The organism is Streptomyces sp. NPDC001056, from assembly GCF_053598955.1.
Genome location: NZ_JBSFLI010000063.1, coordinates 1 through 24,857, shown reverse-complemented (window position 1 = coordinate 24,857; position 24,857 = coordinate 1). Strand labels below are relative to the sequence as shown.

Annotated in this window: 23 protein-coding genes and 1 pseudogene; 13 read left to right on the top strand and 11 right to left on the bottom strand. The window is 70.9% G+C overall.

Translation table 11 applies throughout. The features are described from left to right. Window positions 1-710 precede the first annotated feature (710 nt). From ACWDD7_RS36710 to ACWDD7_RS36695, 4 genes are all read left to right on the top strand, one after another. Window positions 711-3,233: a Helicase associated domain protein gene (locus ACWDD7_RS36710; RefSeq protein ID WP_450460597.1), complete on the top strand. Its 2,523-nt coding sequence runs from the start codon at window positions 711-713 to the stop codon at window positions 3,231-3,233. 232 nt (window positions 3,234-3,465) lie between these two features. Continuing rightward, on the top strand, window positions 3,466-4,116 hold the full coding sequence (locus tag ACWDD7_RS36705) for a hypothetical protein (RefSeq protein WP_450460596.1): 651 nt from the start codon (window positions 3,466-3,468) through the stop codon (window positions 4,114-4,116). Continuing rightward, window positions 4,113-6,119 carry a hypothetical protein gene (locus ACWDD7_RS36700; protein WP_450460595.1) on the top strand — a complete coding sequence of 669 codons (2,007 nt, stop codon included), beginning with the start codon at window positions 4,113-4,115 and terminating at the stop codon, window positions 6,117-6,119. Before ACWDD7_RS36705 ends, ACWDD7_RS36700 begins: the two co-directional genes overlap by 4 nt. A gap of 40 nt (window positions 6,120-6,159) precedes the next feature. Then, window positions 6,160-8,232, top strand: coding sequence for a hypothetical protein (locus ACWDD7_RS36695; RefSeq protein ID WP_450460594.1), 2,073 nt, complete (start codon window positions 6,160-6,162; stop codon window positions 8,230-8,232). A 440-nt stretch (window positions 8,233-8,672) separates the two neighbouring features. Here ACWDD7_RS36695 and mobF read toward each other — a convergent pair whose 3' ends face one another. Continuing rightward, window positions 8,673-10,646: a MobF family relaxase gene (gene mobF, locus ACWDD7_RS36690; protein ID WP_450460593.1), complete on the bottom strand. Its 1,974-nt coding sequence runs from the start codon at window positions 10,644-10,646 to the stop codon at window positions 8,673-8,675. 385 nt (window positions 10,647-11,031) lie between these two features. On the opposite strand from mobF, the gene ACWDD7_RS36685 reads away from it, so the two are divergent. Next, window positions 11,032-11,289, top strand: coding sequence for a hypothetical protein (locus tag ACWDD7_RS36685; protein ID WP_450460592.1), 258 nt, complete (start codon window positions 11,032-11,034; stop codon window positions 11,287-11,289). A gap of 29 nt (window positions 11,290-11,318) precedes the next feature. Next, window positions 11,319-11,540: a hypothetical protein gene (locus ACWDD7_RS36680; RefSeq protein ID WP_450460591.1), complete on the top strand. Its 222-nt coding sequence runs from the start codon at window positions 11,319-11,321 to the stop codon at window positions 11,538-11,540. 97 nt (window positions 11,541-11,637) lie between these two features. Here ACWDD7_RS36680 and ACWDD7_RS36675 read toward each other — a convergent pair whose 3' ends face one another. The 5 genes from ACWDD7_RS36675 to ACWDD7_RS36655 form a co-directional block, all read right to left on the bottom strand. Further along, window positions 11,638-11,787 (bottom strand): hypothetical protein, encoded by a 150-nt coding sequence (locus tag ACWDD7_RS36675; RefSeq protein WP_450460590.1) that lies wholly within the window; start codon window positions 11,785-11,787, stop codon window positions 11,638-11,640. Window positions 11,788-11,833: 46 nt separating this feature from the next. Next, window positions 11,834-12,055, bottom strand: coding sequence for a hypothetical protein (locus ACWDD7_RS36670; protein ID WP_450460589.1), 222 nt, complete (start codon window positions 12,053-12,055; stop codon window positions 11,834-11,836). Between the two features lie 83 nt (window positions 12,056-12,138). Next, window positions 12,139-12,732, bottom strand: a complete 594-nt coding sequence (locus ACWDD7_RS36665; RefSeq protein ID WP_450460588.1) for a hypothetical protein — start codon at window positions 12,730-12,732, stop codon at window positions 12,139-12,141. An 85-nt stretch (window positions 12,733-12,817) separates the two neighbouring features. Then, window positions 12,818-13,792, bottom strand: a complete 975-nt coding sequence (locus ACWDD7_RS36660) for a NucA/NucB deoxyribonuclease domain-containing protein (RefSeq protein WP_450460587.1) — start codon at window positions 13,790-13,792, stop codon at window positions 12,818-12,820. A gap of 536 nt (window positions 13,793-14,328) precedes the next feature. After that, window positions 14,329-15,009: an HNH endonuclease family protein gene (locus ACWDD7_RS36655; protein ID WP_450460586.1), complete on the bottom strand. Its 681-nt coding sequence runs from the start codon at window positions 15,007-15,009 to the stop codon at window positions 14,329-14,331. A gap of 146 nt (window positions 15,010-15,155) precedes the next feature. Between ACWDD7_RS36655 and ACWDD7_RS36650 the strand changes: the two genes are divergently transcribed. The 3 genes from ACWDD7_RS36650 to ACWDD7_RS36640 all read left to right on the top strand — a co-directional run bounded on the left by ACWDD7_RS36650 (window position 15,156) and on the right by ACWDD7_RS36640 (window position 16,938). Next, a complete protein-coding gene (locus ACWDD7_RS36650; protein ID WP_450460585.1) occupies window positions 15,156-15,431 on the top strand; it encodes a hypothetical protein in 276 nt (91 codons plus the stop codon). A 202-nt stretch (window positions 15,432-15,633) separates the two neighbouring features. Then, entirely contained in the window at window positions 15,634-15,852 is a 219-nt protein-coding gene (locus ACWDD7_RS36645; RefSeq protein WP_450460584.1) for a DUF6207 family protein, read from the top strand. A 105-nt stretch (window positions 15,853-15,957) separates the two neighbouring features. After that, a complete protein-coding gene (locus ACWDD7_RS36640; RefSeq protein WP_450460583.1) occupies window positions 15,958-16,938 on the top strand; it encodes an ATP-dependent DNA ligase in 981 nt (326 codons plus the stop codon). 94 nt (window positions 16,939-17,032) lie between these two features. Here ACWDD7_RS36640 and ACWDD7_RS36635 read toward each other — a convergent pair whose 3' ends face one another. The 3 genes and pseudogenes from ACWDD7_RS36635 to ACWDD7_RS36625 all read right to left on the bottom strand — a co-directional run. Continuing rightward, a complete protein-coding gene (locus ACWDD7_RS36635) occupies window positions 17,033-17,443 on the bottom strand; it encodes a DUF6233 domain-containing protein (protein ID WP_450460582.1) in 411 nt (136 codons plus the stop codon). Beyond that, window positions 17,424-17,630, bottom strand: a complete 207-nt coding sequence (locus ACWDD7_RS36630; RefSeq protein WP_450460581.1) for a hypothetical protein — start codon at window positions 17,628-17,630, stop codon at window positions 17,424-17,426. Before ACWDD7_RS36630 ends, ACWDD7_RS36635 begins: the two co-directional genes overlap by 20 nt. A gap of 100 nt (window positions 17,631-17,730) precedes the next feature. Next, window positions 17,731-17,904 (bottom strand): annotated as a pseudogene (locus ACWDD7_RS36625) (restriction endonuclease); the annotation flags it as partial. A gap of 164 nt (window positions 17,905-18,068) precedes the next feature. Here ACWDD7_RS36625 and ACWDD7_RS36620 point away from each other — a divergent pair. Then, entirely contained in the window at window positions 18,069-18,758 is a 690-nt protein-coding gene (locus ACWDD7_RS36620; protein WP_450460580.1) for a hypothetical protein, read from the top strand. A gap of 176 nt (window positions 18,759-18,934) precedes the next feature. Here the strand turns inward: ACWDD7_RS36620 and ACWDD7_RS36615 are convergent, their stop codons facing one another. Next, window positions 18,935-19,396, bottom strand: coding sequence for a hypothetical protein (locus ACWDD7_RS36615; protein ID WP_450460579.1), 462 nt, complete (start codon window positions 19,394-19,396; stop codon window positions 18,935-18,937). 132 nt (window positions 19,397-19,528) lie between these two features. After that, the gene (locus tag ACWDD7_RS36610; protein ID WP_450460578.1) at window positions 19,529-20,734 is read right to left on the bottom strand and encodes a hypothetical protein; all 1,206 of its coding nucleotides are present in this window, start codon (window positions 20,732-20,734) and stop codon (window positions 19,529-19,531) included. A 487-nt stretch (window positions 20,735-21,221) separates the two neighbouring features. Between ACWDD7_RS36610 and ACWDD7_RS36605 the strand changes: the two genes are divergently transcribed. The 3 genes from ACWDD7_RS36605 (at window position 21,222) to ACWDD7_RS36595 (ending at window position 24,713) form a co-directional block, all read left to right on the top strand. After that, on the top strand, window positions 21,222-21,665 hold the full coding sequence (locus ACWDD7_RS36605; RefSeq protein ID WP_450460577.1) for a hypothetical protein: 444 nt from the start codon (window positions 21,222-21,224) through the stop codon (window positions 21,663-21,665). A 622-nt stretch (window positions 21,666-22,287) separates the two neighbouring features. Continuing rightward, window positions 22,288-23,442 (top strand): ParA family protein, encoded by a 1,155-nt coding sequence (locus tag ACWDD7_RS36600; RefSeq protein WP_366670173.1) that lies wholly within the window; start codon window positions 22,288-22,290, stop codon window positions 23,440-23,442. Further along, window positions 23,439-24,713 carry a ParB/RepB/Spo0J family partition protein gene (locus ACWDD7_RS36595; protein WP_450460576.1) on the top strand — a complete coding sequence of 425 codons (1,275 nt, stop codon included), beginning with the start codon at window positions 23,439-23,441 and terminating at the stop codon, window positions 24,711-24,713. Before ACWDD7_RS36600 ends, ACWDD7_RS36595 begins: the two co-directional genes overlap by 4 nt. The last annotated feature ends 144 nt before the right edge of the window (window positions 24,714-24,857 follow it).

The window sequence follows — 24,857 nt, the reverse complement described above, 5'->3', positions numbered from 1 at the left end:
GTCGAAGCGCGGGAACATCAACCGGGCGAGCCCGTCGGTCCCTTCGCGCGTTGCGCGAAGAAGCGAACACCCGCGCGTTGCGCGGGTGTTCCGCTCCCGCTCCGCGTGAGCGGATGCGGCTCGCTCCGCTCACCGCCAGGCGGCACGCGCTCCGCGCGCCCCGCCAACCGCAGGGCACCCGGCCCGCGTTGCGGGCCGGGACCGGCCTTCGGTCGGCCCGTGGCCTCCGCTGCGCTTCAGCCACCAAAAGCGCAGCGGCAGCACAGGGTTTGGCCCCGACTCCCGTGCGGGCAAAGGCGTGCCACGCTCCGCGCGGCCCACCCACCGGGCTCACGCCACAAGCAGCAGCAAGGAGGGGGAGGGGTGACGGGTAGTCGGGAGAGTGGCAGGCCGAACCAGGAAACACAGGAGCGAGTTGACCTGCCGTCAGGCTGCTTTCGGGGGTGGCCATAAGGCAACAGTAACAGAATTCAGCCACGTTCGAGGGACTTTATCAGTTTTGAGTGCTTCACTTTGAAGCACGAGATAGACTCTGGACTCAGATAGCAGCACCACTAAGGGAGCTGGACCAGTTTTCGATCACGCTCCCCGCTGCTGGTCCGAGGCTGTGACCCGGGTCCGGTGAGGTCTACCGTAGCCGGTCGCACGCCTTCTACGTGCAGGTTTCCCGTTTCCTGCCCAGCCAAGGGCCCAGGAGAAGGCAGACGGATATGTCGACCACAAGCCGAACCGATCAGCGTGAGGCGGCACAGCAGGAAGCCGTTGACGCGGTGGTCCGCGCCCTCGAATTGCCTGCAAGATCGCTTGCGCCCGAGAGGGGGCTCAGGACTCAGGTGATCATGGCGACCGGGTCCGGCAAGACCCGGGTCGCGGCCCGCAGCGCGGAGAAGCTCCGTGCGGGCCGCGTGCTGGTGCTCGTCCCCTCCCTCGACCTGCTCACCCAGACCGAGGCCGCGTGGCGCGAGGCCGGCCGCACGGGCCCGATGATCGGGGTCTCGTCCCTGCGGGGCGAGGACGTGACCTTCCCCAACACCACGGACGTGGAGGAACTGGTCGACTGGGTGCGGCCGTTCGACAAGATCACCGTGTTCGCCACGTACGCCTCCCTCGGGCTCGGCACGCTGGAGCGCGCGCACAAGGCCGGCCTACCGGGCTGGGACCTGATCGTGGTCGATGAGGCCCACCGGACTTCGGGTCGGCTGGGCAAGCCGTGGGCGGTCGTCCACGACAACACCCGCATCCCCTCCCTGCGCCGCCTGTACATGACCGCCACGCCCCGCCTGTGGCAGCTGGACGAGGATGCCGAGGGCGCGCCGGGCGAGCTGGTGGCGAGCATGGAGAACGACCCGGACGGCCCGTTCGGTGCGCGCTGCTTCACGCTGACCCTCTCGGAGGCGATCGACCGGGGGATTTGTGCCCCCTACCAGGTGGTGTGCGTGGACATCACCGACACCCAGCTCCAGGCCGCGCAGCTCCTGGGCGCTGAGGGCCGCTCGGATGAGGTCCGCGGGGCCCGCCTCGCAGCCCTCCAGACCGCCCTGCTCAAAGCGTCCTCGGAGGAGAACTTCCGGCGCACGCTCGTCTTCCACCACGTCGTCAAGGAAGCCGAAGCGTTCGCGGCCGGCCTCCCCGACGTCGCCGCGCAGCTGCACGCCGCCGACCCCGAGCTGTACCCGCGCACGATCTGGGCGGACTGGCTGTGCGGCGAGCACAAGCCGAACCACCGCCGGCGCCTGCTGGGCGAGTTCGACCGGGGCGTCGCCACGGACGGCACGGTCGTGGAGAAGTGCTTCCTGTGCTCGGTGAAGGTGCTGGGCGAGGGCGTGGACACCCGGAATTGCGACTCCGTGTACTGGGCTGACGTCCGCGGCTCGATGCCCGACCTCGTCCAGGCGGTCGGCCGCGCGCTGCGGATGCAGCCCGGCGAGGGCAAGGTCGCCTCGCTCGTGGTGCCGGTGCTGCTCGGGCCGGGCGAGACGGCGGACAACATGCTGACCTCCAGGGCGTTCGGCGGGTTGGCGAAGCTGCTGGAGGCGCTCAGGGCGCATGATGCCCGGGTGGTGGAGCAGTTGGCGCAGCAGCAGGCTCCGAGCGCCTACAAGCCCGTACAGAAGGGCGCGCAGGGTCAGGGGAGCCGGGGCGAGGGGAACGAGTCCGGCGGCCCGTCGGCCCCGGCGCGGAAGCTGCTGAAGTTCTCCGTGCCGCGCGACCCGGCGCAGCTGGCCGCGTTCATCAACCTGCGGGTCCTCAACCCCGAGCACGAGCACTGGCGGCGCGGCATCGAGGCCGCCGTCATCTACGCCCGCGAGCACGGCGACCTCAAGGTCCCGTTCACGTACCGGGTGCCCGGCGGCGAGGACCAGGCGGTGGAGGCCGAGGGGTGGCCGGCCTCGCTCGCGGGCTTCCCGCTCGGGCAGTGGATCGCCGACAACCGGCGCTTCTACGCCCGCGGCGACGTGGACGAGGACCGCGTCGCACAGCTGGAGAAGCTGGGCATGGTGTGGTCGCACTTCGACGTGGCGTGGGAGGAGGGCCTGTCCGCCGCGCGCGGGTGGGCGGCCGAGGCGGGCCACCTCCTGGCCCCGCTGGACGCCACCTTCCAGGGCTACAAGGTGGGCATCTGGCTGAAGAACGCGCGGGCCGCCGCACGCAAGGCGGCCGAGATCGAGCAGCGGCGTGCCGAGGGCCTGCCGGTGGAGTCGTCGTCCGGGGCGCTGTCGGAGGAGCGGCGCGAGCAACTGGAGGACATCGACCCGTCGTGGTGCCCGAGCTGGCCGGTGGAGTGGCAGCGGGCCTTCCACCTCGTCCGGCTCCACCTGGAGGCCGGCCACCCGCTGCCGACCGAGCCCGGCGACGTCGTACACCAGGGCGAGGACCTCGGGCGGTGGGTGCGCTCCGTGCGGCTCGGCTGGGACAACCTGACGACCGTGCAGCAGTGGATGTGCGAGCAGGTGCTCGGGATCGAGCCCGCGACCGAGGACGAGAAGCCACAGCCGCGCCATACGCAGGCCGACAAGTGGGCACTGAACTACGAGGCCGCCAAGCAGTTCTTCAAGCGCGAGGGACACCTACGGGTACCGAGGAAACACATCGAACGGATCGTCGTCGGCGAGGACCAGGAGGAGCGGGAGCTCCGGCTCGGGGCGTGGATCGGGAACCAGCGCAGCCGGGCCGCGACACTGTCCCCGGAGCGGGTAGAGCTGCTGTCCGCGATCGGGATGCGGTGGACGTGATGGTGGGCGTCATCGTCACCGCGGTCTGCTCGATCAAGACGTGGACCAGTTAGCCCGCTGGTCAGGCTCTGGCGACCGGCGCGACTGTGGTGCGCCGATTCGCGCCGACTTCTCCCCACTCACCTCAACACACTGTCAGGATGTTGTTCAGGACCTAGGGTGTGTGCCGAACCAGAGGAGCGTGATGGTCGGATCCGCAGGAATACGTCGGGCCACTCGCTGGCAGGATTCGGTGCGGCTGCTGTTGCTGATCGACGCCGCCGCAAAGTCGGCGGCCGAAGGCGAGTCGGTGCCGCCGGCGACCGTCGGGGTGGTCCACACCCAGGTGCGGCTGCAGAAGCTCGACTTCTGGGTCCGCAATCCGGACTACCTGGCCTACGAGCTGATGAACGAGTACGTGGCCGCTCCGGACGTTCCTCGGCTGCTGGAGCTTGCCGCAGAGATTTTGGAGTCGGAGGAACCGGATCTGCGGCGCTTCCCGATGCTGCGTTACAAGTACGGCGCCTTCGAGGAGCTCGATGACGCTCTCGCGCCGCTGGTGGAACGGGGGCTGCTGCGCAAGACGCAAGTCCTCGGGCGTGAGCGCGTGGTGGAGCACATCTACTTCCTGCTGGAGCGGGGCCGGAAGGTGGCGCAGTCGATGGTCATCGAGGCGCCCGCGCTGGCCTGGTACGTCGAGCGCACCCGCCTGGTCGTGGACCTGGTCGACGGTCTCGGCGGCACACAGCTAAAGGACCGGCAGTACCTGCTGCGGGACTACGCCGACACCCCCTGGGGCCAGCACATCGGCCCCATCACCGAGCAGGCCCGCGAGCGGCTGCGCGAACTTCAAGCGGCACCAGGCCCGGGAGCCACGGGCGACACTGACCAGGAGGCTTCATGACCGCGTCCGGCCCGGCCCGCTCCGACGCGAAGGACCTGACCGTCGCCCCGAGCGCTGGCGACATCCTGAAGGAGGTCGCGGAGAAGCTGGGGCTGACGCCGGTGCAGGTCGAGCGGACTCTGGCCGAGGCGAACATCACCCTGAAGAGCCCGACTGCCGCCGACCGGCGGCTGCGCATCATCCGGCTGCGCGCCAGCGGCACGAAGCACTCGGGCGACGACTTCACCGTGGAGCAGCCCTTCACTCCAGGCGTGTGGGCGATCGTCCACCCGGACAACAGCGCCGGGAAGACCAGCCTGCTGGAGTTCCTCGTTTTCCCGTTGCGCGGCGGGCCGCGCGATCTGCCGCCCGATGTCCGATCGTGGCTGCGGCATCTGAGCGTGGACATCGCTGTGGCTGGCCGGGCGATCCGCATCGTCTTGGACGTCGATGACCAGCCGCACCCCCAGTTGCGGGGCCGGATCCTCGCCGGGGAGTCCGTCGACCAGCTGCTTGCCGCGGACGACGAAGCGCTTCGTCTGCTGGCGACAGCGTCCGGCAACGAGGAGGTGAGCCGGTGTATCGGTGAGTTCTTCCTGGACGCGCTGCGTATGGAGCACACCAACCTGTGGCAGGTGACCGGCGGCGCCGACGGCGAGGGGGCCCCGCAGGTCCACGGGTGGGCGTCGTACTTCGGGGCCTGCTACCTCAATCCCGGTGGGGACGAGATCCTGCTCGGCGATGTCGCCGGTGGCCTGCCCGGGCGGCTCATGGAGCTGTTCGTCGACATCCCGTACAGCACGGCCCTCACCCAGCTGTCCGTCGCCGGGAAGCGGGAGAAGAAGACGATCACCCAGGGGCAGCGCCGGGCGGAAGGGGACGCGGAAGCCCGCCGGACCGAGCGCGAGGCGTGGCAGACCGAACTCGCCGACGTGACTGGGCAGATCGAGGCGTGGCGCCGGGCGGCTGCCCAAGACATCTCCCCGCTCCTGCGGGCCGCCGACCAGGCTGCGACGGAGCTGCGCGGCATGCGGGCGCTGTTGGAGGACGCCGAGCAGACGCTCACGGAGGTGTCCGCCGCCCGGATGCGCGCGGAGCAGAGGCTACTGGATGCCCGGGAGACGTGGCAGGCCCGGCGAGTCCTGGGACGGCTGGACCCGGTGTGCTGTCCGCGGTGTGAGGAGCCGCTGGGCAGTGTGCGGCGCAGCGAGGAGCGTGAGCAGGCGAACTGTGCGGTGTGCACGCGGCCGCTGCCCGAGGTCGACCCGGAGACCGCCGAAGCGCTGCTGGCGGAGCTGGAGCAGACCCTGGAGCAAGCCCAGGATGCCGAGAGGGAGGCAACCGACCGGCGGGGGAGGGCGGTGGAGGCGGTGCAGAGCGCTCTGGCCGACCATCGCGAGGCGGCGGCCGGACTGGAGCAGGGGCTTGCCGCCTCGCAGGCCCACGACCGGCTGCGTGACCTGGAGATCCGGGCGGCCGAGCTCCGCGGACGGCTCGAGGCGACCGGATCGACGCCCCCGGCTCCGCCGGTCCCGGTGTCCGCCCAGGTCCTGGCCGCCACCGAGGAAGCTGTCCGCGCGGCCGTCGACGCTGCGGCTAAGCAGCTGTTCCCGGCGATGAACGAAGCGATCGTCGAGCTCGCCACACGGTTCGGCGTCCAGAACCTCGACAGCGTCAAACTCGACCGCGCCGGCAAGGTCAACGCCGTCAAGGCCGGGGTGAAGACCACGTTCAAGAGGCTCAGCCGCGGCGACCGGCTCCGCATGCGGATCGCGACCGTCATCGCGCTTCTGCGTGTGAGTGCTGACCGTGGCGTGGCCACGCACCCTGGCCTCCTTCTGATCGACTCGGTCGCCGCCGAAGAGGTCACCGAGGTGCCAGCCCGCACCCTGATCGCCGAGCTGCAGGCCATCGCCGCAGAACTTCCCCAGCTGCAGGTCGTTCTCACCACGGCGCAGCCCGAGCTCGTCGACGCCCTGCCGAAGGACCACCTCATCACCAGCGACGGTGAACACCTGTTCTAAGCTGCTCGTTCGCGAACCGGCCGGCGACAAGGAGAGGACCGTGGCCCCAAGCGTGGACCAGACGCTCCATGCCTGGGCCAGCAACGCGACCGACGACGAGCTGGACGCCGGGCCCTCGATCGCGGACCTTGGCGGTGCCGAGGCGGTGATCGCGGAGGCCGACCAGCTTGCTGCCGGTCCACTCCTGCCCTATCTGCTCACAGCACTCGGCCGCGACCTCGACGCCGTGGACGGTGACCAGGCCCGACGGTTGCTTGATGCCGCGGCCCGGGGGCTGCGGAACCCCCAGGCCGCCTGGGTCCTGGCCGACGCAATCGACGTGGTGTGCGCCCACCCGGCGCTCGCCACCCGCCTCGGCACCCGCACCGTCCGGGATCTTGCCGCACACGTGGAGGCCGCGCTCGCCGGCGACGCCGATGCCGCTCTCGCCCAGCCGGCCGTCGCCGGACTGCTGCGCCTGGCCGTCGCGCAGACGTCCACCCCGCACCGCCTCATGGCGTTGCTCGCCGAGATCACCGGGGACGAGCCGTCCGAGGCCCTGGAGCGCCTGCCGATCCTGGTCGGCGTCGCCCACGACCACTTCGGCGACGACGCCCTGCTCGATGTTCTGAGCACACTGGAGAACCAGACCGATCTCCCTGCGGGCACCCGGGCCGACGCCACCTTCGAACTGGCCGTCGCGGATATGCGCAGCGCGCTGGAGGCATCCGACCGCTCGGCCGTCGAAGACCATCTACGCCGGGCCCTGATGCGGTTCAAGGACCTCGACCGCACCCACGAGGCCCGACTCGACGCCCGCGCCCACGCCGCCGCCGTCGATGCGGTCCTCGCCTTCGGTGAACTCGACCAGCAGCCCGCGACAGCCGCACCCGCCGAGCAGCGCCTGGCCCAGGCCGCCGCCCAACTGGATGCCACGACCGCTCTGCTGACCGAGTGGACCCGCGGTATGCACCGGCTGGACTGGCTCAGCGCCCGCGGACTTGCGCAGAGTGCCTGGTCCCGGCTCGTCACCTCGCTCCAGACCGCCCGCACCCACCTGGACCAACCCAGCTGGTACGACCCGGCCGGCACCCTCGGCGACCTGCTGGACGTCTACGTCGCCAGCCGCAGCATCCACACCACCCAGGCCGACGGATCCGGCGGCCTGACGGCACTGGTGAGCCCACCGGTGGAGGCCGCGTTCGTACGCAGCGACGGCCTGCTGCACCACCTCGAACAGGCCCTCACCACCGACCCGCAGTTCACCGGCTCCCCCGACGCGCGGGCGCTGTACGAGGTCGTCCAGGCCCAGCGGCGGGCACCGTCGTCGACCGGGCAGGTGATGCCGGGAAAAGCCCTGGAGGGCCGCCCCACGCTCGCCGGGCTCTTCCAGGCTGACGCCTCGGGCCTGCGTGACGACCTCGACCCGCAGCTCCTGGATCAGATCGAGCAGCTCTTGCAGCAGCAGTCCAAGGGCTACACCCCCACCGGCAACGCCCGCTTCGACGCCCACCTGGAATCCCTGCTCGGGGAGCTGGCCACCAGCCCCGCCTGGACGCAGCGCGACAGCTCCTACTTCACCACCCTGCTGGAGCAGTTCCTGCGGTTCCTCTACGACCGGTTCGACGCCCAGGCCGACTACTACGGCGCCCGTACCGCCTACCTCGGCCCCTGCCCCGACAAGAAGCCCGACGGCAGCTCCGACCACTGGGACGAGAAGCACGTCCAGGACGACCTCCACCAGCACCTCGCCGGCACACTCACCCCGGGCACCGTGCAGCGCGAACTCATCGACGTCGCCAGCGGACGCACCGACGTCACCTACACCCCCGAACCCGGCAGCCGCTTCGTCGCCGAGGTCAAACGCCGCGACACCAGATGGACCCGCGAACGCATCGAGAAGAGCTACCTCGCACAGGCCGCCAACTACACCGCCACCGGCCCTCCCTTCGGCCTGCTCCTGGTCGGGGACGACAGCGGCCACACCAGCGGCTACCGGAGCATCGAGGACAGCGTCTGGATCATCCACCACGCGCGCAGCGCCACCGAGGTACCCCGGCTCATCGTGGTCGGCATCCTGCCGATCGGGCGCCCGACCCCGTCCGCACTACGTATGCCCCGCGTCACCACCTGACCCTTCGAAGGCGTGGAGGACGGTGGTGGTGATGATGGCGTGCACGGTGCTCCAGTCGCCTTCGGGGTCCTTCCCGGGAGGACCGGCCAGCGCGGTGTCGCACTTCCGCTCGAACCTGTCCTGATGGCCTTCTTGTCCTTCGAGGTGAACCCGCCGGCGCGGGCGGCGTTGAGCGGCAGTGGCACCAGCTGGCCGTCGGAGCCGGTTAGAACGTCTCCGCCCAGGTAGAGCTCGAGCGTCCTGGCTTCCGCCAGAGCGGGCGTCGGGAGAGCCCAGGGTCCCTTTGTGGCCCCACTCCCGCAATGGCGTCCACTTCCACTCGGTGGAGTGGATGGCGAGCACGGTGGCGTCCACTCCCAGACGGTGGACTCCACTCGGTGGAGTGGACGCGGGACATCGTCGGGGCGCACCACCGCACGGGTGCGCACCATCGGGTCCACTCAGTGGCCGGCCTCCCGGCCGCGGTGCGGTCCGGGCTCCTGCGGGTGGTGCGCCTGCTGGCCGTCCGGGCGCGTCGGGTGCACCGCGCTGGCGTCGGACTGTGCGGTGTGGCGGTCCGAGCGGACGCGGGAGTCGTCGGCCATCTTGGTGGCCACCTCCTGGAGGCGGCGCAGTCGGTCGGCGGTGAGATCGAGGGCTTCCACATCCGTGCGGGACCTCCGCAGGGCGCGCAGCGCCGTCATGTCGATCGCTTCCCCGCGGCCGGCCTTCGGCTCCTGGTCGTAGTGCTCGGGGTCGGCCGGCTCGGGCGCAAGCAGCTGCTCGGGCATCGCCGCCTGCTGGTGGGCGACGACGTCGTACGCCCGACCCCGCACAGCGGTGACGGTGGTGGTGGCGAGCAGCTTCTCGCGGACCACCGCCCCGGCGAGGACGGCGCGTTCGTACTGGAGCGGGATGCGGGATATCTCCCACTCCCCCGCATCCTGACCCGGCGGCCGGGGTTCGGCCGGCTCGCCGGGATCGGCCGGGGGCTGCCGGTCCGGGCCGGGCGCGGGAGCTGGGGGTCGGCGGCGGGCGGGGAGGTCGGACAGGGACCACCGGGCGGTGTAGAGGCGGTAGCCGGCCTCCAGGCCGCGTACGGTCTTCGGCTCGCTGATGTCCAGGCAGTGGGTGGAGATGGCGGCGGCCACGACCTGGTCGTCCAGGCCGGGGTCGCGGCGGCGGCCGCGCAGGACGAGGGCGAGGTGGCGTCGGGCTTCGGCGAGCAGGTGCCGGCGGTGGAAGCGCCCGCCCTCGTTCATCACGAACACGGTCGCGGCGACGTCGACGGCCGCCAGCGCTATGTCGACCACGGCGGCGACCCGGGCCCGGATCGCCCTCGCTGCGGCGCGGGCGTGCTCGAGGAGGGAGGTGATGACGTCGGCGGCGACACCGGAGGTGAGGATCGCGCTCGTCTTCCACCACGCGCGCAGTTGCGCGAGCGGCAGGGTCTTCTGCTTGGGCGGGCGGGTCTTGCGAGCGGCCACGGCGTTCAGCTTGGCGCGGGCCCGCTCGGAGACCACCGGCAGGAACCGCGGCTCGCCGTCGTCGTCGACGGCGGTGACGTACTCGTGCTCCAGCTCGGTCAGGCAGGCGGCGATCTGGTCGCTGCGCCGGGCAGTCCAGCGGATCAGCTCGTGCGGCACCCCGGCAATCTCCATCACAGGCCGACGCCCCGGCGTGACGGTGCGCGGCTCGGTCGCCAGCTCCAGCGCCTCGCAGACCTCCGCGGCCACCAGCTCGTTGTAGAGCGCGGAGGCCGCCACTGTGTTCTCGTGCAGGGCCGTGGTGTGGATCGATCCCCACTTCCCGTCCAGGCGCTGCCCCTTCACCGACAGCAGCACGTGGTCATGGAGCAAGGGGCGCCCGGAGCGCGCCTCGTAGTGGCGGAAGCGGGCGGCGACCAGACCGCCGGGCGGCCGCACCCGGTAGATGCCGTCCTTGCCGTACCGGATCACCGCGACCTCGTCCTCGATCCACTCCAGCACCCGCTCGATCGCCCGCTCGTGCGCGGCCTCGATCACCATACGGGTCTCCTCATCCCCCAGCGCCCACAGGAGGTAGATCGTCGGCTGCGGCCGGAACACGAAGTCCACGCCCGTGACCGTCACCCAGCGTCCGAGGGCACCGGCCTTGAACGCCTTCTTCGGGGAGTCGCCCGCGGCGAGCCGCTCGGCCTCGATCCGGTCCGCGTCCGGGTGCCGGCCTCGCTCGCCGAACAGGTTCCGCAGCTGCGCCTCGGTGACCTCCTCACCCGGCGCGAGTCCGAGCGCGGCAAGTCCCCGGCCCATCCATCGCCCAGCCGGAACCCCGGCTTGCTCCTGGGCGGCGCGCAGCGGCGTGCGCGCCGGGCGGCGGCCGTCGCCGACAACGGTCTCGCGCAGGTAGTAGCGGTACATCTGACCGGCCCGGATCACCCTGATATCCACTGTCATGCAGACCACGCCACACGGCTCTGACCTGCAAGAAAAGGCCGATCAGCACCACGTCCCGCCAGGCGGGAGCAGCAGCCGAACTTTCTTCTCAGGTGCCCGCCCGGCGGGAAGCGGCCCCGGGCCGGACGCGAATGTCATCGCTCTCCGGCAGCCCGCACATCCCGACCCGGCCGACACCATCCAGCACCACTGAGCATCACCACGCGCCAAGGAACGAGCACCGCCAAGGAAGCACCGCCTACAGCAGCCCCCGGCGCCCGCCGGGGGCTTCGTCGTGCTGCCCGGAGGAGTCCACCGTGCCCACCTTCGAGACCCTCCCCCGCTTCACCGCCGACCTCCAGCACCTCACACCCCCCCCGCCCAGCGTCGGCGCTTCCGCCGTGTCGTGCTGGACGCCTTCGTGCCGGACCTGCGTCCCGGCCGCCAGTTCCGCCCCGGGTTACGGATCAAGGGGGTGCGCTGCGCGCCGGGCGTCTATGAACTCACCTGGGCGCCGGACGGCCGCGCGACGTGGTCGTACGGCCGGGAGCGGATCGCCGGGGCCCGGCACATCGTGTGGCACCGGATCGGGACCCACAGCATCCTGGACCGTCCCCTGGCCGAAGGCCGTCTTGCGGGGCAGGGGCGCCGGTTGGTTGGCTGATCGTCCCGATGACCAGGAGGGGACACAGCGTGGCAGCGAGCGAGACCGTGACCGAGTCGGATCACCTGAAGTCGTTGATCATCAGCACCGCGTCGGCGCTCTGGGAGGACAAGGACGCGCTGGGCAAGTTCCTCAGCGTCGTCCGGCGCAGCGAGGCCTTCGTCCCGCTCGCCGACACGCTGGAGCGGTCCGAGGTCCGGCCCGCGAAGCCCTCCTTCTACGGCGTGACGAGCCGCGAGTTCCAGGGGTGAGCCCCGGCCGGGCGCGCCGGCCTCCGTACGACCGCAGAACGGCGGCGGCCCCCACCCTCTAAGGGTGGGGGCCGCCGCCGTTTCCAGTGGAAACCGCTCAGGCCGCCAGGTCGATGAAGCCGAGGTGCGTCATCACCTTCCGGTAGTCCACGGAGGGCGCCGAGTTGGGCAGGAGGATCGTCAGCGGCACCTCGACCTCGTAGAGCTTCTTGGCACCGGCCGAGCACCGGATGCAGGCCAGCAGCACGGCATGACAATAAGCGCCCGCCTGGCAGGCACCAGGAACCCCAGCATCAGTCGGCGGGGCTGGGGACTTCGTCAGCACGTGCGCCGGAGCCGAGGGTCCGCCGCGGGGCCGGGGGCGCCGCCGCGTGGGCGCCGAGGACGCCACGGGTCCGCATCTCCTCCACGTCTGGCAGACGGACTCTGGGGAGGGCATCGAGCAGGTCGGCCTGGGCGGCGCGGATGCTGTGCGGGGCCTGGGGGCCGGCGCCAAGTGTGCGGCGGGCAGTCACGCGGTCATGGTACGGGGGCTGCTGCACCATCAGGCCCCTTCGCTCTGATTTCGCGTGCATGGCCCGTGATCGGGTTGCGGACGTCAGCCGGCCTCGTCGCCGTAGGTGTAGGGGTATGCGGCGGTGTAGTCCTCCACGGGCTTGGCCATGTCCGCGGTGTACTCGGCTCGGGCCTGCCGGTCCGCTTCGCTGATGTCCGGATGCACGGGAGGTGTCTGGGGGGCGGGCCAGAGCTGGACCAGATGCCTTTCCCCGTGGTCGCCGGTGCCCGGCTGGGGGTCGTCGGCGTGACAGTAGAGGCGCATGCGGACCCAGCCGCCGCTGTCGGCAGCGGCCGGTGCCTCAAGGGGCGGTTGTTCTTCGGGCCAGGCGTCCCAGAAGTCGCCCTGGCCGATGGTGGCGAGACAGAGCGTGGGCGTGTCGGCGAGCAGGCTCATCTCCTCCGCCGGTTCCCAGCCGTCCCCGGGTTCGGTATCGGGGGGGCTGTCGTGCATCTGGATGGTCATCTGCAGGGGGCCGGTGTCGGTGGTGGGCATGACGACGGCGGTGGCGTCGGTGGCCGGGCCGCAGCGCCAGCCGAACGGCATCTCGGAGGGGAAGTCGTAGTCGTCGTCGAAGCCGATGAGGTAGCCGTGTTCGCCGAGGTCGACGGTGAAGGTCGCTTCGCGGATCAGCATGGGGATCCTCCTTCAACGGAGAGGGTGCCCCGCTCCCGGGGATGTCGGGAGCGGGGCACCTGGGCGGGCGTGAGTTTAGGCGCGCTTAGGCGATCACGTAGAAGGGATCGCCGTCCATGACGTGCATCTGGCCGCGCCAGGCGGTGATGCGGCCGCCCTGGGACTTGTTCTCCTGGACCTTCACCCAGGTGATCTCCCGCTGCTTGGCGGGAAGATGGGTGCCGCCTTCATGGGAGGAGGCGAAGGGGTACTCGTCGCAGGAGGTGCGGCCGGCGCGCTTCATGTCCGCAGGTGCGCTGCTCGGGCACACCGCCTTCCGGTTCGCGTCCTCCTGTTTCTTGTTGATCATCCAGTGCAGCGGCTTGCCGCCGTTGGGGTCGCCGTAGTGGCCGCCGCTGGCGCGGAGTTTGCGGATGCCCTCGTCGATGCGGGCCAGGCCCACCATGCTCACGCCGGTGGGGACGTCCGGGACGGCGCAGCCGGCGCGGCTGGCCTTCGTGCTGCCGTAGTAGTTGTCGCAGCGGTAGACGGCCGAGTTGTAGGTGACGCTGCCCGGGCTGTAGCCGGGCTTGGTGAAGGTGTAGGCGTATGTGGTTTTCGCCTTGGGGTTGATCTTCTTCGGCGCGATGCTGGTCGTGTAGCCGACGGTGCCGTCGGCCGCGCTGCTGCTGAGGATGTGGCCCTGCGGGAAGTGGACGGTGGCCTTGGTGCCGCCTGCGGAAGCGGCGGTGATGTTGACGGCGACACCGCTGCCCGCGCGGGTGGTCCGCGCCTTGGAGACGTGGAACTTCTCCGACCAGTTCGCGGAGTTCGCCTTCAGGGTCATCTGGTGCTTGACGTCGAAGTCGACGGTGCCCTCGAGTTCAGGCTTGCCGTTGATGATCTTGATGACGTCGACGTGGATCGACACCCACTCGCACTCGCTGTACCGGTTCACCGTGATCTTGTTGATGGTGCAGGTGGCGTTCGATGCCGGGCTGGCGGCGAAGCCGTTCGCCTGGGCCCGGGGCGCCGAGCTGATGGTGACGCGCAGCTGTCCGGCATCGGACTGATCGGCCACAGCTGACGGTGCGGCAGCTGTTCCCAGCAGCCCCAGCGCCACAGCCCCCGTTGTGAGTAAGGCGCTCAATTTCAAGTTGTACCCCCTGTGTTGACCACGACCGACAGGGGTCAGTCCGGTAGTCAACTCCGGCACGCCCCCATCGCGTTGGCGGTATACAAGCACGCCCGATGCCCTGATTGCATCCCGTTTTGGATATTTTCAGGAGGCAAGGCGGCACGGGCCGGCCGGCGAGCAGCACACCTCCTGCTCGGTGCGTACCGCAGTGCGGTGCCCGGCCGGCACTGGCGTACTGCCGGCGCGAGGCCGGTACCCGGTTGCCGGCGCTGCGGCTCGTGCTCCAGGCGGTGCGGGCCGGGCAGGGCCGCCGCCGGGCGGCACCCGGAAGGGCAGGGCCTCGTCGGCGCGGCGTGGGGCGCCGACCACCCGGGTGAAGGCAACTGGCCGGTCCGGGCTCTCCGGGCCCTGCGTCCACGTCGCCGGGTCGGTCGTGCGCCCCTCCGGCCGCTCCGGAGCCGCGGATGCCCGGCTCGGTGCTACCGGGCCAGGGTCACGGTGATGGGAGTGTTGGGGCACTGGCTGAGCTGGTCGGCCAGTGCCTCGTACTCGCCTTCGTCGACGGTCAGGCCCCAGCGGGTCTTGTCCGCCACCCAGTCGGTCACGTACGTGCACCGGTAGCCGGCAGCCGGGGGCAGCCACGTGGTGGGATCCTGGTCCGCCTTCGACCGGTTGGAGGCAGCCGACACCGCGATCAACGCCCGGTCGTCCCCGAGGTCGTTGGCGTAGGCCTCCCGCACCGCCGCGGTCCAGGCGTAGGCGCCCGAGTCCCACGCCTCGGCCAGCGGGACCAGGTGGTCGATGTCCAGGCCCCGCGGGCCGGTGATGTAGCGGTCGTCGTAGGGCGAGTACCACTCCCCCTCCGTCAGCGTGCACCTCGCGCCTTGCACCGGGGCGACGACGGCCTCGGCCTTGAGGACCTCGGCGCGGGTGTTGCAACCGTCGCGGTCGGCGTCGATCCAGTGCTTGAACTTGCTGCGCTCGTAGCCGGTGCGGTCCTCCTGGCGGACCGGCAGCTCGGCGAGGGCGTCGCGGACCGGCTCGGTCACCGTCTGCCCGGGTGTGCGGGAGTGCGGGGCGGCCGCGGCCGTGTGGGCGGCGGCCGGGACGAGGAGCACGGTGAGAGCGGCGGCGGCCGCAGCGGTTCGGGCGAAGCGCACGGGAAGGTCCTCTCGAAGATCACGGCAGGGCTGTGATCTTCGTAGTGGCTCCGGCCGGCGGCTCGCCCGGGAACGACGGCGGCTCCACCCGATCGGGCGGCAAGCCCGACAGTCGAGTCGCCGCCTTGCCCCCTTAGGATCCGCGCGTGGCACACACTTTCGAAGAACTCGTGGAGATGCAGCAGGCGGCAGACACGGCGCAGGCGCAGGTCGAGAAGCTGCGAGACACGTTCGGGCCACCCAGCACGCACCCCTGGAGCGAGCAGCAGACCGAGGTGTACGAGACCGCGTGGCGGGGCTGGCGCGACCTCGCCCGCGATGCCCAGGCCGCGGTCACCGAGTACGCGAAGGAGCAGGGCGAGTCACGGTATGACACTGAAGCCGGCGTGAAGAAGGCCGCGCGCCACCCGGCGGGCGACTGACTGCCGTCCGCGCCCGCCCGAGGAGTGGATCCAAGATGAGGTCGAGGGCCGGCCCGGTTCCTCGTCGTTCCCTTCCGGGCGCACCGCCTCCCACCCAGGAAGCTGCCCCCACGGCCGTCAACGCCCACGACTCCGCTCCTCCCACGGGTGATTGGCGCCCCCAGCTCAGAACCAGCCCGGTGGCCCCATCGTCTGGCCGTGCGTGGAGCCATTCAGTGAAGTGCACGTGTCCCAGCCGGGGCTGATCGTCGTGGACGTGGCGGCCGGCGACGACGAGACGGCCCTGGCGTTCCAGGAGGCCGTGGCAGCGCGGTGGGCGACCGCGGTCGCGGATCGCACCACCCGGGAACCGGGGCGCCCCGGCGTGCGGCTGCGCTGCTACGTCGACCTGCGCCAATCGCTCGACACTCAGGCACCCTGAACCGCCTAGCCCCTGCCGGGCCACCGCGGCCCGGGCGCCGCGGGCGCACGGCTGACAGGCCGGGTCACCCGCTTTGGGCCCGGTCCCGTGTGGAAGGCATGGGCGGTGACGTGGCCGCTGCCCGAGCCGATGCTCAGCGCTCCCGTGCCCAGCCCGGATCTGCGACCGGGATGGGCGGCGGAACCGAAGTGGGACGGGTTCCGGGCCCTGTTCTCCGTCGATGCGGGCCGGGTCGTGCTGCGCTCCAGGCGCGGCACCGAGATGGCGGCGTCGTTTCCGGAGATCGTGGCCGGGGCCGTTCAGCTTCCGGACGCGACGGCCCTGGACGGCGAGCTGGTCGTCTGGGACGCCGCGGGACGCCTCGCGTTCGAGCGGCTGCAGAACCGGCTGGCCCGGCGCGGTGCCGGGGCAGTGCGGGCGGCGCAGGAGTGGCCGGCCCACTTCGTGGCGTTCGATCTGCTGAGGTTGTCCGGGACGGAAACGATCAGGTGGCCGTACGACAAGCGCAGAGCCGCGCTGGAGTCGTTGTTCGCCGCCCGCCGGCTCGTTGCGCCGTGGGCGCTGTGCCCGTCGACAACCGATCCAGAAGTCGTGCGCGAGTGGCTGACGTGGGCATCGGTCGGTATGGAGGGTGTGGTCTTCAAGCGGGTCACCGGTGCCTACCAGCCGTCGGTGAGGGGCTGGAAGAAGTACAAGGTCCGTGAGACGAGCGAGGCGATCGTCGGCGCGGTCACCGGCACCTTGAGGTCCCCGCGGACCGTGTTGCTCGGCAGGTACGACGGCGAAGGCCGTCTTCAGTACGTCGGCCGCACGACCACCCTGACCCGGGCGGCAGCTGCCGCGGTCGCCGGCCTGCTCGCGCCAGGGCGGGGTGGGCATCCGTGGACGGGCTGGACGTTCACCGCCGGATGGGGCAGCCGGGAACAGCTGGACGTCACGCTGGTGGAACCCGGGCTGGTGGTGGAGGTCGGCGTCGACGTCGCCCGCGACGCCTCCGGCCGGTGGCGTCACCCCGCCCGCTGGCACCGCGCCCGGCCCGACCTCTCCCCCGCCGACGTCCCCCGCCTGACAGCGCCGCCGCACTGAGACCGGCGCGGTGGCCCGGTCGGCGCCCAACAGGGTGAGCGCGCCCGGCGTCAGGCACATCAGCCGTCCCGCAGGCCCGGCAGAGGCGCACCCCTCACGCAAGGTCGATTCCCAGCGTGTTCTCCGGTCTGCAGATCGGGCACGGCTCCGCCCCGATCACCGTGTCGGTGAGCACCATGCGGGCCTGCTGCGCGCTGATCGCGGACGGGGTCCGGCGCCCCTGCCGGATCGTGCAGGCACCGACGTGCACGACGACCGGCAGGGGATCATTCGGGCCGAGCTTCGACTCCATCAGGTACTCGGCCGACGGCGTGCGCCGCTGGGGTTCAGGGCGTCGTGGTGTGCGGGCCCGGGTGGGGGCCGAGGTGGCGCGGGCGAGGGCCTTGCGCACCTCGTCGCGCTGGAGCCGCAGGTAAATGCCGATGCTCTCGGTCTCGGCGACCTGCCGCTCCAGGTGCTCGAGGATCGCCCGCAGACGGGGCGGATCAGGCGGCAGGTCGGACATGACAGGCACCGTGCAGCGCCGCCCAGGCCTCCGAGGGCCGACCACGCCAGTACGGGTGGAACACCACCTGCACCGACAGCCGGATCAGGCGCCGGCGCAGCTCAGGGCGCGGGCAGACGGCGAGCTGGCGGTAGATGGAGTGCCACTCCTCGTGGGCCCGGGTGAGGTCATCAGGAATCGGCCGCATGACCTGATTCAATCACTTGTTCGAATTCATGTTCCAGTCGACCCGCCACCGTCCAGCCAACGGGCCAGCCGCCGCCCGGGGCAGCCCACTCCAGGGCGAGTGCGGCCTCGAGCTGGTCCAGACGTTCGTAGAGGGCGCGGACGAGGCGGGCGCGGTTCTGGGCACACCGCACGGCGCCCTCCAGCGGTACGGACAGGCGGCCCTCCGACTGGAGGGCGATCTGCTCGTAGTCGCGTCTCGCGAGCGCCTCCTGGCCGGCCCACGCGAGGACGGAAGGCCAGGGGAACGCCGTCCAGGCGGGTGATCTTCCTTCGCGTACGTGGGCGCGACCCTAGGGTGCGAGTCCAACTTGCCTATTTCCAGGGGGTATTGACAGCTTTTCTAGTGTTCTGTCATGTTCTGTCCGCCGCTTCCGGCGAACGAGCGAGAGGTGATCTCATGCGACGAACCGAGTACGACGCAGGCCAGGCCGCCAAGCGCCTGAAGGTGCCCGCAGCCGCCTTCCGGTGGGCCCGCCACACCGGCCTCGTCCCCGCCCCCGACGTGTCGTCGTCCCGGTGGTCCCGGGCCGCCGTGGAGGCACTGGACGCCGACGCCATCCGGGCCGCCATGCCCGCCCCGCCGATCGGCGGCGGCGCGGCGGCCGACCGGATCGCCGACGCACTCGGCACCCCGAATCCGACCACGTTCGGCGAGCGGGCAAACGTCACGGCGTTCGTGGTGCGCCGGTTCGTCGACCGCGGCCTCCTGGTCGACCTGAGCGCGAACCCGGACGGGACGCTGCACCACCCCGGCCAGGTCGCGGAGGTCTGCCGCCGCGAGGACCTGGCGGACCTGGTCGCCGCCGACACCCCGCTCGGGCCCGAGCAAGCCGCCGCCAGGCTCCGGGTGCGCCGCGTGGACTTCGACCACATGGTCCGGCTCGGCTGGGTCCGCTCCCCGCAGTCGATCGAGGTCCGCTTCGGCACGAGCCGGGCCGGGGCCGTCGACGTCGCGCTCTACACCACGGCGTCCGTCGACGCGGTCGTCCCCGCCCACCCCGAGGTCGACTGGGAGCAGCTGCGCGCGGTGGAGAAAGGCCGGCGCTCTCCGCTGGCATCGCTGCGCCCGGCACCGGCACCCGCCTGAGCGCCCCCGCGCCGGAACAGCACCACGAGGGTGCTCCTCCGCCCCGCCGCGTCCCAGCCGTCCAGAAAGGCGGCCAGGGCGCGGCGTTGCTCTGCCTCGCGGGCGATCTGCCGGGCGAGGACGTCACGGTCGACGTACGGTCGACGGCGGCGAGGACCAGCCGCCGGAGCTTCTGCTCACGCGTCCGCTGGCCCCCACAGCGGGCGAGCGCGTCCGGTCCCGTCGCAGTGGAAACAGCGGCCGCCACCCGGGGTGCTCCGGGCGCCGATGGTGCCGGAGGCGTGGCGGAAGAGCCGGGTGAGTCCGGCGACGTGTGCCGCGTGGACCGGGAGCTCCTGGCGTCTGCTGAGGGTGAGCTCCAGTGCAACGCCGGGTCCGGTGAAGTGAGCGTGGGGCAGGTCACCGGTCATCGCACGGAGCGTCTCGTTCACCTCGCGCATCGTCTCCGCGCCGGACAGCTGAACCCGGGCCGCGAGGACGGTGTCCGCGGCCGCGGTGAAGGACAGCAGCCCGGCCGGACGGGCGAGCGGCCCGACACGGCCCACAGGGTCGGGATGGGTGTGCTGGAGCTGGGCCAGGGCGTGCCACAGGTCGCCCGGCAGATCCTGCGGTGCGGTCTCTTCTCGGCTGCGTCTCATGCGGCCTGTTTAGGGCGTCCGGTGGGCTGTCACCGTCGTCTGAGCCCGTCCGTCCCGCCCGGTGATGCGGTGACTTCGGAGTCGGTCCCGCTGTGCGGCCTGGCGGCTGCCGACCGCACAGCGGGCACGCGGTCAGGCCCGCCGGCGGAACCAGCCGCGGCCACGGTCCGGCTCGGGGTCGTCCTCCGGCTCCGGCGGTGCGGCGGCCTGGAGGCGGGCGACTTCGGCGGCTTCCTTGCGGGCGACATCGTCGGCGTGGCACGGGCCGCACACGGACACGTCCCCGGCGTTCCAGGCCGTCCGGTGCGCGGTGGTCTCCTCCCAGCGCTGGTCGGTGAACTTCTGCCCGCACCGCTTGCACACGGGGCGCTGGGCCTCCCGCTCAGCGGCACGGCGCTGTTCCTCCTCCGCGTCGGCGCGGGCCTCCTGGTCGCGGAAGAGGGCGTCGCCGTCGGGGTTGTCCAGCGCGGCCGTCAGCGTCTGCTCGCCCTTGCGTCCCAGCCGCCGCCACACGGCTGCATCCGCGCCGTGCTCCTGGAGCCGCTCCAGGGTGGTGACGACGACGGGCACCGCCTGGCCGTAGTCCTTCGCCGTGATCCGCCGGTGGAGGGTCCGGTACCGGCGCGGCGCCCAGTAGCGGCGGCCGGCCTCCTCCAGCACGGCGACCGCGTTGGCGACCTTCGCCTCGGTGGTGTCCGCGAACACGAACGCCACCGGCACCAGGCCCTCCCGGCCGGTCGGCGGGTAGACCCGCCGCCACAGCCGCTTCTCGTGGTCGACGTGCTCGATCGCGTCCGGCCGCGAGCGGGCCAGGTTCACGGTGCGCTTGTCCGCGTCCCGTGGCAGCAGCTGGCCCCACTCCCAGTACCGGCGCAGCTTGGCGACCAGGTCGTGCGCGTCCTCGGTGCGGCGGTCGATCTCCAGCAGCAGCACCGGCACCCCGGCCTCCGGCGCCCGCACCACCAGGTCGGCCCGCTGCACGTAGTTGTTGCCGAGCCGGTGCCCGATCTCGGTCTGGAAGCCGAGCCGGTGGCCGATGCCTGCGCGGTGGAGTTCGGCGGCCGTCGAGGTGACCGCCGCGGCGTGGTCGTCGTAGCCGGTGCCGAGCACTTCCCCGGTGTCCGGGTCGTACTCCTGCTTGCGCAGCACCGAGACTCGTATGCCCTTCGGCTCCAGCAGCTGCTTCGCCTCGCTGTGTCCGCGCCGGGTGAGCACCCATACCTGCCGCTGGTCCTCCTGCACCGACTCGATCCTCACCAGCTGGTGGTCCTCCAGATCCAGGAGGGTGTCCCGCGTGAGCTTGTCGTGCCGGTTGTCCGGACGGGTCAGCTTCCACAACTGATCGGGCGTAGCCCTCTGGAAGATCCCCAGTGCTTGCAGGAGCTCCCGGCGTCGAGGCTCGGTCGAAGTCCTCCTGTGCTGAGGACGCCTTGGGACATGAGGGTTGTCGGACCTGCGACGGCCCCCTGTCCGCTGGGCCTGGCCTGCGGAAACTCCCGGTCGCTGGCGACGGGGCGCGGAGGGGGTGATGGAGGGGTCCACGGAGGGGGTGTCCGGGGCCTGTTCGGGTTCGTCTGCGGTGCTCGCCACAGAGTGCTCCTGAAAGGTGGGGCGGGCCTGTCCCGCCATTCACCCCGTACAGGTGTGAGATTTGGCCTCCGTGTGACGCCGGTCCGGGAAAACCCCTCCGCCGTGACCGCATCGTGAGCAAACCGGAGGGGGGAGAGATCTCCCCAGCGGCCGGACTCTGTCCACAGGGCAGCGGCCCGAGGCTCCTGTTGAGGCCGCCGCGATCAGCGGGGCGGCCCGCAAATGAGGAGCTGTCATGCCCGAGAACACCGTCACCACGGCGCTCGCCCCGATGGAACTGGACGACGTCGTCGACGCCTTCGCCTACATCCGGGCGATGCAGGCCGGCGACATCGACACCGCCGGTGCGGCCGCCGACGACACAGGCTCGGATCTGCACCGGCTGCTCCTGGACGTCGCCGCGCGCGTCTTCATCCCGGTCACCGCCGTGGACGACTGCGACGGGGAGCCGTGCGCGCACTCCTTCTTGGCCGCCGCGCTCGGACGACTGCTGCTGGAGCTCCTGTGCCACGGCGTGTGCCTGGCCAATGCGCCGGGCGTCGCCCGGACCATCATCTGCTTCACCGAGAACGTCCTCACCGACGACCACGGCGACGTCGCTGGCGTCCTGCGCCAGCTGGAGACCGCGGGGATGAAGCAGGCGATGGAGGCGCACCCGGAGCGCCCGACCACCGCGTAGCCACACCTCCGAGACGGCGGTGGTGCGGCGCGGCGCGCGTCCCAGGCGCACCACCGCACCACCGTGGCGCGCTCCATCGCACCATCGCACCACACCGCCTGGCGCCAGCAGCGCTGTCCCCCAGCGTCGCCGCACCACACCGCGCCGGGGCGCGCCACGGCCGGGCGGGCCCCTGTATCACACACCCCCTTGACCGCGACCTGATCGCGAGCCGAAACCGGCGAGGTCAAGGGAAAACGTCGCGGTAGCAGACCTGGACAAGGGGGTGTAGCGGAGCTGGACAAGGGGGTCACGCGCGCCCGGCCGCACCCGGACAAGGGATCGGCCGACGGCGGGCGCACCGGTGCGGTGCGGAGCATTGGATTTCGGCCGTGGGCGGGCTGTCTCCGGCGGGGTAGCGGACGCTGCGCAGCTTTGCGCGGACCAGCGTGCCGGGGAGGGCGGTTGGCTGGCCTCAAAACAGCATTGTGCCTCCGGTGTGGAGGCGGCGGCCCGTCACACATGTCGGCCCTTGTGCATCGCCACCGCTACATGCGGAAGTGATTGTTGTCCGCGGACAACAACCGGCGCTTGCGGGCGTTTTGCGCGGTCCGAGTCGACGTGAGGCTAGTAAGGTAGCGCCATGACCGCGCCATACGACCCCAGTGATCGGGAAAAGGTAGTAGCCAAGCTGCCTGCGAGCCTGCGTAAGGAACTCAAGGTTCGGGCGGCGGAGCTGGACAGAGATATCCAGGTTGCCGTGACGGAGGGCGTTGAGGCTTGGCTCAAGGCCAAGCCTCGCCCGGAAGTTGACACTCGTGGAGGCTCTTCCTTCTCGACGTACCTCCCGGGCGGGCTGTACGACAAGCTCAAGCAGTTGTCCAAGCGCCGAGGCATCTCCTACAACCAGGGCGTGGCCCAGGCGATCCGGCTCTGGCTCGACAGCAACCCCTCCCCCCGCCCGAAGCAGGCTCGGGTCACCGGGGCCCGTCGGATCATCTTCGGCAACCAGAAGGGTGGCGTGGGCAAGACGTCGGTCGCGGCCGGCACCGCTCAGGCCCTCGCCGAATCGGGCCACCGCACACTGCTCATCGACTTCGACCCGCAGGGTCACCTCACCGTGCAGCTCGGTCACAAGATGCTGGACATCGACAGTCCGAGCCTGGCCAAGCACATGCTCGGTGAAGCCAAGGGCGAACTCCGTGATCTGCTCGTCCCGATACAGGGTGGCGACTTCGAGGACCACCTCTGGCTGCTGCCCTCCTGCAAGGACGCGTTCCTGCTCGACGCCAAGCTGGCCACCAGCCGATTCGTGCGAGTCAAGGAAACCGCCCTCGAGAAGGCACTCGAAGACCTGGAGCAGGAATTCGACTTCATCGTCGTCGACTGCCCGCCCAGCCTGGGCTACTCGATGGACACCGCCGTCTACTACTGCCGCACCCGCGAGGGCGAGGACGAGAACACCTCCGGCATCGTGATCGTCGTCCAGGCCGAGGACTCCTCCGCCGACGCGTACGACATGCTCGACGAGCAGATCCAGGACCTCGTCGACGACCTAGACATCGACATCGCTCAACTCGGCTTCGTGGTCAATCTGTACGACGCACGCAAGGGGTACGTCGCTACGTCCTCCCTCGCCGAATGGCGCAAGGTCGGTGAACCACCGGTCATCGCCGTCGTCCCAGAGCTGAAGGACCAGCGCGAAGCCGTCCGCGTGAAGCAGCCCCTCCTGGTACACGCCCCCTACGGTGAGCAGTCGGAGACGATGCGGACCGTGGCCCGGAGGATCAGCGCATGAGCAGCATCGCAGACAAGCTCGGGACCGGATCGTCGTTCGGCCACACTCGCCGGGAACGCAGCGCCCGCGGCAGGGCGAAAGCCATCACGGAAGGCGAGATCCCCAGCTACGAGCTGGTACGACTCCGCCTCGATGAGGTCTCCCCCACCCCTCTCAACCCGCGCCGGAACTTCGGCACCGACGAGGAAAAGACCCGGTTCGGCGAAGAACTCCGCCAGGCACAGCTGGCCGCCTGCGTCGCAGTCACCCGCGGCGCCTACCTGAAGCTGTGGCCGGACCACGAGGAACGCATCGGCGCTGCCCTGCACATCCTCGTCAACGGTGAACGCCGCTACCGCAGCGGTGTGCACGTCGGGCTTGAGGCCCTGGACTTCGTGGTCCGGGACGACCTCGCCTCGTCCCGCGAGCAGTTCATAAAGCACCTCCTGGAAGAGAACCTAAACCGGGAAGACTTCGACGTCATCGAGCGCGCCCGCGGCGTCGAGCAACTGGTAAGCGTCTGCGAGGAGCAGTCTGCACGGGGTGCCCGAGCCCGGGCCGCTGAGCAACTGGGCAAGGACCGGTCGTGGGTGACCAATCAGCTGGTCCTGCTGACCCTCCCGATCGAGATCCAGACGATGCTCAGCTGCGGCACGATGTCCGAACGCGACGGCCGGGCGCTCGCCCGCCACCTGAAGGACAATCCAGAGCTCGATGCGGCCGCCCTCCTGGACCACCTCCGGAAGACCAAGGAGGCCGCTACTCAGGCCAAGGCCGAAGAGAAAGAGGCAGTCGCAGCGGTCCGCCAAGGTTTGTTGTCCGCGGACAACAAACTGAAGACCACGACGGCCGCGGACCCTTCGAGCACTTCGTTGTCCGCGGACAACAAACCCAAGGTGCCCCCGCAGGCCCGCCCCAGTAGCGCAGAGCCGGAAGAAGCTCCGGATGAGGGATCGAGCAGGGATCAAGCCGACCAGAACGATTCGTTGTCCGCGGACAACGAACGCGCGGAAGGCGGCCCAGAGAGAGAGGGCGGGGATGAGCCTCCGGCGCAGGCCATGCGGCCACCAACGTCCTCTGACAGCGGAGACTCCCCCGCCGACTCAGCCTCAGAGTCGGCCAGCATGCAGGGCCGCCCGCTGCCCTACGACGACCCTGGTCACGTCGCCATGCTCCTGAAACTGAAGATGGATCCAGCGGTCTTCGCCACATGCACCCGCATGATGATGAAGGCTCTGAAGGAACAACAACCCGAAGCCTTCGAGGCGATGGTCCACGAGCTGGCCGGGTAGCCGGACCGCGACCGAGTGGCAGTTCCGAAGCGATGAAGTGGCTGGTGCCCTGCGGATCCGCAGGGCACCACGGCGAGGCGAAGACCCTCACGGCGACGGTCGCCCCCGCGCCGCCCGTCACCGGTACGCCGACCGGTACGGTCG